General features: G+C 32.3%; 6 protein-coding genes. 4 read left to right on the top strand and 2 right to left on the bottom strand.

Translation table 11 applies throughout. From position 1 onward, the window contains the following. The first annotated feature begins 261 nt into the window (after positions 1-261). Both BUB80_RS22520 and BUB80_RS22515 read left to right on the top strand, forming a co-directional pair. Positions 262-906 (top strand): hypothetical protein, encoded by a 645-nt coding sequence (locus BUB80_RS22520; protein ID WP_073297937.1) that lies wholly within the window; start codon positions 262-264, stop codon positions 904-906. A 340-nt stretch (positions 907-1246) separates the two neighbouring features. Then, positions 1247-3133: a tail fiber domain-containing protein gene (locus tag BUB80_RS22515; RefSeq protein WP_175549646.1), complete on the top strand. Its 1887-nt coding sequence runs from the start codon at positions 1247-1249 to the stop codon at positions 3131-3133. A 716-nt stretch (positions 3134-3849) separates the two neighbouring features. Here the strand turns inward: BUB80_RS22515 and tnpA are convergent. Both tnpA and BUB80_RS24095 read right to left on the bottom strand, forming a co-directional pair. Next, positions 3850-4323 (bottom strand): IS200/IS605 family transposase, encoded by a 474-nt coding sequence (tnpA, locus tag BUB80_RS22510; RefSeq protein WP_073297934.1) that lies wholly within the window; start codon positions 4321-4323, stop codon positions 3850-3852. A 946-nt stretch (positions 4324-5269) separates the two neighbouring features. After that, positions 5270-5518: a transposase gene (locus BUB80_RS24095; protein WP_083547375.1), complete on the bottom strand. Its 249-nt coding sequence runs from the start codon at positions 5516-5518 to the stop codon at positions 5270-5272. 852 nt (positions 5519-6370) lie between these two features. Here BUB80_RS24095 and BUB80_RS22495 point away from each other — a divergent pair. Further along, complete coding sequence (locus BUB80_RS22495; RefSeq protein WP_073297932.1) at positions 6371-7027, top strand: hypothetical protein; 657 nt, start codon at positions 6371-6373, stop codon at positions 7025-7027. A gap of 100 nt (positions 7028-7127) precedes the next feature. After that, complete coding sequence (locus BUB80_RS22490) at positions 7128-7766, top strand: transposase (protein WP_228433936.1); 639 nt, start codon at positions 7128-7130, stop codon at positions 7764-7766. The last annotated feature ends 601 nt before the right edge of the window (positions 7767-8367 follow it).

The following is an 8367-nucleotide window of genomic DNA, read 5'->3' as shown; positions in this document are numbered from 1 at the left end:
CTCTTTTTTATACGGTTAATAGATGTATGGCAAATATTGGAAAAGCAATACGCATCAAATATTCGCCGTTTTCTCTAATCTAAATTTGTCGGAATACTTACATTAATTTACATTAATAATTTTGTCACAGGGACACAACTCGGAACGGCAATAAATATTGATGCATTAGGGTATTATTTTTATAATGGTACTGCTTGGGTTAAAATAAATGCACCGATTAACATTTACACTAATGACGGTTCACTTAATGGAAACAGAATTGTGAGCCAGGGAGGTAGTACATTAGCTTTTACAGAAACCGCGGTCAATGCATTCTCGGTAGATAATACCACATTTTCTGTAGATGCTACCAATAAAAGAATTGGCGTTGGTACTATTGCACCCAAACAACAAATGCATGTTATAGAAAGCGGTGCAACAAGTGGAATAACAACTAGTTTTATATCCGGATTAGCAGTTACAGGAACTGGAAATGCAGGAACAGCAAGTGGTCCGGGATTTTACCTTGAAAATACAAGCGCAACAGCAGGATCTAAATTATTGAAAATCAACTACAGTTTAAATGCAACAGAGCCTATCATGAACTTTCAGGCAGTGAGTGATAATGCTGGAGTAGCAGGATTGCCAATGTTGACAATTACGCGCTCAGGTAAATTAGGAATTAATAATGCATCTAGCCCTGTAAGCAATCTTGCTGTGAACGGTAATGCTGCCATTGGAAATGGTTATATAGGTATTGCTGCCCCAACTAATGGAGCTATTGTACAGGGAAATTTGGGAGTTGGTAATAATGCTCCAACCAATGCACTTCACGTAACTGCAACCACTGATCCATTACGTTTACAAGGCACCACAGCAGGAAACCCTAATACAGACAGGCCTGTTGTAATAGATGCCAATGGGTAAATAAACTACCCCGAGGCAAGCCTCGAGGTATTCTTTTAGAATAAAATTTAAACAGGCTCTAAGCTTAAAATATCATAATTATCTTGTAGTCTATCTTTTCTTTTTAAGTTAATTCCACAATTTACAAAATTCTAAATATAGTGATTTATAATAACTTATTAAGTGACAATATATTTGTTAATTTTTCTTGGATTATACTTAAAAAATATTATATTTGTTTTTAGACAAATTGTACATTATTTTGTAAAAAACAATTGCCTAAAAACATCAGAAAAAGTATTTAATATTTATTAGGTGTTTTATCAATAAGAAAAAAAACTTAAATAAACTTACCATGAGAATGAAACAATTTTACCCCCTCGTAGCATTGCTGAGCTCAAGTACTGCTATATACTCACAAGTAGGGATAAACACAGCTACTCCTACATCCACATTAGAAGTTGTTGCTAAAAATGCTACCGGAGCTACTACTAATGTAGACGGACTATTAATTCCTAGAGTAGATCGACTAAGAGCTCAGAGTATGACGGCTATACCTATTTCTACCATGATCTTTGTAAATAATGTGACTACAGGAAGCCAAACAGGAATTGCTGCAACTATGGATGCTGTTGGTTATTATTATTATAGTGGCCTTGGATGGGTAAAATTAGAAAACCCTAACGGCACTGTATTTAGTAGTGTTAATATTTATAATACTAACGGCACTCTTACAGGAAACAGAATTGTAAACCAAGGAGCCAATACATTAGCTTTTACAGGAACTGCCGTCAATGCGTTTTCCGTAGATAATACCACACTTTCCATAGACGCTACCAATAAAAGAATTGGTGTAGGTACTACTACACCAAAACAACAGATTCATATTACAGAAGCAGGTGCAACCAGCGGAATCGCTGCAAGTTTCATTTCGGGTTTAGCAGTCACCGGTACAGCTAGTGCAGCAGGTTTTAGTGGTCCAGGCTTTTATCTTGAAAATACAAGTGCAGCAGCAGGCTCAAAGTTATTAAAAATGAATTACAGTTTAAATACTACAGAGCCGATTTTTAACTTTCAGGCAGTGAGTGATGATGCTACGACCTCTATATCACAAATATTAACACTTACACGTTCGGGTAAATTAGGAATTAATGCAACTCCTAATCCTGCAAGTAATCTTGCTGTAAACGGTAATGCAGCTATTGGAAATGGCTATATAGTTACTGCAGCTCCAGCTAACGGAGCTATTATACAGGGAAATGTAGGGATAGGAACACCAACGCCTGTAGCTAAAGTAGATATTGTAGGAACTACTTTTGGAATTAAAAATGCAGTTGGAAGTGGAAGCTGGGATAATCTTTGGTTTAACGTAACCCCTAGTACTCCTTCTATTAATGCTTCAGGAGCAGAATCAGGTTTACAGTTCAATGTGGGAACCAATTCTGTTGGAACGTATGGAGATGGGCAAACTTTAACAACAGTAGCTACCATGTTAGCAAACGGAAATATGGGGGTTGGCTCCACAGTACCAACAAGAAAATTACATGTGGAAGGTAGTGAATACCTAAATGCAGCAGTTACCGTGGCAGCTACAAGAAACGCTCTTGATATAAATATTGGCGAAGATGGTTTTACCTATGGTAATAGAACGGATAACTTTGGAATTAATATAAGATCTGCTTCAACAGTAGGTACCGGACCAGTTGCCAGAATTAATTTTGGTGATACAAATACTACAACTGCAGGTACCGGAAAATATTTATCTTTTAGCGTTGGAAACGGTCTGAATGAACTCATGTACCTTACAGATACCAATAGCGGAAGAGTGGGAATAGGTACAATAGTCCCAACTTCGATGCTCTCTGTAAACGGAACTGCTGATAAACCAGGTGGTGGAACTTGGGGAACCTTTTCTGATAAAAGAGTCAAAAAAGACATTAATGACTTCAAAGATGGATTAAATATAATTACTCAACTTCATCCCGTCACCTATAAGTATAATGAAAAATCAGGGTATAAAGATTTAGATAAAGAATATGTAGGATTTATTGCACAAGAAGTAGAAAAAGCAGCTCCTTATATGGTTAAAACAATAGATGATAGTTCAAAAAGCGGCTTGAAAGATAAAAGAGAGCTAGATGAAAGTGCCCTTACAAAAATATTAGTGAACGCTGTAAAAGAGCTGGAAAAACAAGTAAAAGACCTTCAATTAGAACTAAAATCTCTAAAATCCCAAAAGAAGAACTAATTAATCTATACAAATAAAGCAGAAGATTAATTTTCAGGCATAAATTATTCTACAAACACAAAACCTCATATAAATGTTCCCAAACATTGAGACCACTTACTTTTAGTAAGTGGTTTTTCTTTTATGATCAGACTACATTTCTTTAAAGCATATAAGAAAAAGGTATTTTTATTTACTTCTTACTACCCCCTATTCTCCATGGTTAAATCTGATAGAAATTTTGTGCAAATAAAACACCAATGAATAGATTTTAAAGCGTATAAATCTTTAGAAAATCTCAAAGAAAAACTAAATCACGTTCTAACCAACTTCGAAAAAAAATGTGACATTAGATTTTAAACAAACTTATAATTAACAGTCCTCTTAAATCTCTAAATTCATTTTTTTGTATAGTATATTTAATCTCCATCAGAATGCATCTCTTGGTGTTTATCGATGATTTTATGCTTGAATTATTAGAATTTATTAAAAAATGGTTCTTCTAAAAGCTCACTAATAAAATTAAACCTGTTAGATATATCAATTTCTTTACGAATAATAGGTTTCTGAAATAATAATTATTTATTAAACGTATATCCGTTTTGGCTCATATTCCTGTAGCACCTGCTATTAAAGGGCTTTTGATAGTTTTATTACCAAAATATTTCGATTTAGTATGTATAATGTACCCATGTAGATAGAATTGAAGGTGTTTTCGTTTAATTCCAGGAGTAATACTACCTCAGGGCAGAGCCCCAGAGGTAGTAGAAAATTGATAATTGTTGACCATGTATCTTTTTATATTCTTGTTCTTTTCCTTGAGATTTCACATAATTTTGAATCGTATTCTCATCTCCATGTCTACCAACTGTGTTAACGTAGAATCCTTTACTCCAAAATTCACCACCCCATAATTTTGACTTAACTTCTGGATGTCTTTTGAAAATCTCCTTTGCGGTAATACTTTTCACGGTCCGAATTATTTCAGTCGGACTTTCAACAGGAACACTTTGAATCAAAAAATGAACATAATCTTCGTCGGTCCCAATTTCAATAAAAGCTATATCATAACGTTTTGATATCTCCAAACAAATTTCTTTCAAACTAATATCAACTGCTTCACTAAAAACCACTCTTCTATATTTGGCAGGACATACAAAATGATACAACAATACTGATACATTATCCTTTTTATGAGTATATTCGCTCACAAAACAAAATTACACAAAATCGAAGCAGAGCTTAGAGGAATTAAACCAAAAAGAGATTAAACATCTCCTTGAGTAAAAGTAATCCTGCTATTTTACGAATCGCAACAAAAGGCCTTCCGCGCTCTGAAAAAAGACTAGAAAATTCAATCTCCAATTTATCTCAACAAATCTCCTGAACCAATTTTACCAATGGATGCTCCATATTAATGAGTTCCATAAGTCTATTTTTTAATAAGTTATACCGTAAATTTGGTTTGAGCTTTCCTAACATTTTGCCACTTTTTATAACCTAAAATACTATTTCTTACAGTTTTACACAAGGGGAAATATGAAGTTAAATACAATTAAACAGCACAAAACCAATATTTTAATAAGATTCCAAGGGGTAAGTAGGTAATGTCTGAGAACCAGGCCTTATTTGTTCCATCGATATGATATTCTTTAATCAGATCAGAATGCTTTCTAAAATAATAATAATATGGGTTGCTCGTTTTATGATAGCTTATTCTGGCAATAAATAAACTACCCGAGGCAGAGTCTGGAAGTATTAGAAGCCAAAAAGTGTAAGTTGAGCATCATGTATTTTCTGATATTTTTTTTCTTTTCCTTGATTTTCTATATACTTTTAATGACATCTCTGTTCCCATATTGACCTACTGTATTTACATAATAACCACTTGTTCAAAAATTCCCACCCAAAAGTTTAGTTTTAATTTCAGGAAAACATCTAAACATTTTACGTATATCCGTTTTGGCTCATATTCCTGTAGCACCTTCTATTAAAGGGCTTTTGATGGTTTTATTACCAAAATATTTCGATTTAGTATGTATAATGTACCCATATAGATAGAATTGAAGGTATTTCCGGTTAATTTCAAGAGTAACATCTTCAAAATCAAACAGTTTAACTTTTTGATTATCAAATTATTATTTACGTTATTACTAATTACGGATATACATAAAACATTTCTTTAGTTGTGATACTTTTTACTTTCATACAAATTTCACTAATTGATAAATTTGGAATACTTTGTATCAAAAAATGAACGTGGTTCTCTTCATAACCAATTTCTAAAAAGTGAATTACATCCCGATGAAACAATTCAATACAGAACTCTTTCAATCCAGTTCCAACTTCATCACCAATGACCGAATCCTTATATTTACAGGAAAAACGATATGGTAAAGAAGTAATGTTTTAGTATATCTTTACAGAATATAATTATCCATAAATCAAAGCTATATTTTTTTATTCTTTTGAAAAACCATCCGTTTTTCAAACTTTTCCTCTTTCAACCCCAAGGCAGAGCCTCAAGGAATTCTTTAGATTAAAAAACGATTAGCTCTTAAGAGTTAAAGAACTTATCTCTGGTTATTTTGGGTGCTGTGAGATTTTTTTTAAGAGGAAATCAGCCCCGAACAATTGACCGGAAAAAGCTATTCTTTATTGTTCTTTTTATTTAAAAGAGCTGATAGTTCGGATGGTGAGTTTTTTCAGATACCAATACGATATTACTGCTCTTCAATATCTATAATCATATCAAAAATAATAGATTTCTTATCAGATACATAAGCTTGTTTTTCTAAAAAGTTTTCTATTTTTCAAGCACTTTTACTTTAGCCTTAAGCTCCATTATTTGTTGCTCGGATGTTTTTGGCATATGGTAGGGTGTTTGATTTGCCCAATTAAAGTTATCAAATTTCCTTAATCAACTTATAACAGTACTTCTGGCCTGGGTACTATACTTTTTAAAAGCTCATACTGTAGAGAGTTCTCCTTTTTCTATTTTCTCTAGGATACTTAATTTAAAACTTAGAATATAGTCTCGCTTAGTACGTTTTACGTAATGGCATGATAATTCCATAATAATGATTTTTTTGTATCATTATTTCAGGACTAGACAAAATCAGCAAGCTGTTTAAACAATAGAGAAATTAGCTTTTAGAAACAAGTTACTTAACAAATAGAATGTTTTTTTATAGATATTACACATTGTATAGTGAAAAATTGTAATTTTATAACACTAATAATTAAAAAAAATATCTTATGAAAGCTTTTTATTTTACGTTGGTAATTAATTCATTTATCAACGCTCAGGTGGGGATAAATACGACGACTCCTTCCAGAACCCTGGACCTTAATGGGACTTTAAGGGTGAGAACGCAGACAGATCAATCAGCAAATACTTCTTTTAATAATGTTTTAATTGCTGATACAAATGGAAATGTTGATTATGTGAAAAAAAATCTTCTTAATCAGCAAATGGTACAGTTATTTAATCTTACTACTTTACCTTCTGTAAATGCAGGCGGAAATGGAAATGCAGCTATTGCGATAAGTATTAGCAATCAATCTATAACTTTAACAAAACCTGCCTTTGTAATGATTAGTTATTCAGTTCCTGTAACACTGTCTGCAGGTGCTTCAGATGGTAGAATGAAAATATTACGAACCCACTTAAATGTAAATGGAATTAATATGGTTCGATCCTCTAATTCTTACACTAATAGTACCGCTACAGGAACTAATTTAACAGGTATTTTTTATAATACCGGCAGTTATATAACCTTGTTAGCTGCAGGCACGCACAGTATTGAAGTTCTAGGAACATGTTTTGACTTTACCACAGCTGCTCAATGTATCCAAGGAGGAAATTTTCCAGGTACTTCATTCCAAGCATTTGCAATGTATAATGATTATTAATTTTCCTCAATTTAGAGCCTGTTTAAAAATGTAAATAAAAAAAGAGTAAGGGATGCTAATTGGATTAAAAATGTCAATTTAGAGCTGCAAAACAAAAAAATTGATTTATCCAAAGGACTTAACCCTTACTCAGTGGCAATTTATAAAAAAAACGCTTGATTTTGATGATAGAAAGCGAAAATATGATTTATGTATTATCTGGAATGCTATTTATTATATTGTAAAAACAGGCTGTCAGTTGCGAATACTCCCTTCAAATTATCCCAAATGGCAATTGGTTTACTATTATTACTCTAAATGGAGTAATTTAGAATTATTCGTCTTACTTCTGACAAATTTAAGAGAGACAGTACGAGTGAAGATAGGACAAAATGCAGAAGCAAGTTTAGGAATTATAGACAGCCAGAGCGGGTGCTATGGAAACAATCGTTCCCTTAGTGGATTTGATGGTAATAAGAAGATTAAAGGAATTACGAGGCATGTTATAGTAGATAAGAATGGATTTTTATTAGCAGTCATGGTAAGTGTAGCCAGTTTTCATGATAGTAAAGCTGCTTTATTATTGATGAGAACACTCCATTATCTTTTGGTTTCGGTTAAAGTAATTTTAGCAGATAGGGCTATAGAGGAAATATTATTGAAGAAACAAAAAATAAATTTGGTTACATCATTCAGGTCGTTTTATGGTCCGATAATAAAGAAAAACTTTCAAACCTGTACACAAAAGATGGATCGTTGAATGAACAATTTCTTGGTTTGATAATGATAGAAGGCTTTGCCGAAATTATTAATTCCTAATGGAGAATTCTGAAAACATGGTCAAATTATCCGCTATAAAAATATTATTGAACAAAATTTAAACAGGCTTTTATATCTTTAGATCAGATAGAATATTTAGCCAATAATATAATTGAATGTACCATAAATCAAAAAATTTAGGTCCTAAGCTAAAACACAACTGCTTTAAATTACAACAATCTAACATTCCTTAATTTAACTCCAACCTTCAATATGGTACATTCAAGTATATTGTTCAGAATATATTTTTCCAAGACTTACATATTATCAACATTCTCGCTAAAACATATTGACAATACAATATGTTTGTTTGCATTTTTTTACAATTTAAATATAAAAACTTCTGATTTCAAAGGCTAATTCCGCGAATATAGATTTTTGACAAATTATTTCGCAATTATTAAAACTGATAAAGCTATTCTGACATTGCTACTATATTAAATAAGATTATCGACTTATCCCTTTAGTTAATAATTTCTTTATATGGGCAAGGTGGAGTGTTTGAAATTTTTTTCATTAGATTATCAAAAATATTTCCTTTC

Origin of the sequence: Chryseobacterium polytrichastri, assembly GCF_900142445.1 — a bacterium.
GTDB classification, from domain to species: Bacteria; Bacteroidota; Bacteroidia; order Flavobacteriales; family Weeksellaceae; genus Chryseobacterium; species Chryseobacterium polytrichastri.
This window is presented reverse-complemented; position numbering and strand designations above follow the sequence as displayed.

Bases quoted from the DNA above. Each gene is read 5' to 3' on its own strand.
- BUB80_RS22515 (WP_175549646.1), top strand. From the start codon at position 1,247: ATGAAACAATTTTACCCCCTCGTAGCATTGCTGAGCTCAAGTACTGCT.
- BUB80_RS22495 (WP_073297932.1), top strand. From the start codon at position 6,371: ATGAAAGCTTTTTATTTTACGTTGGTAATTAATTCATTTATCAACGCT.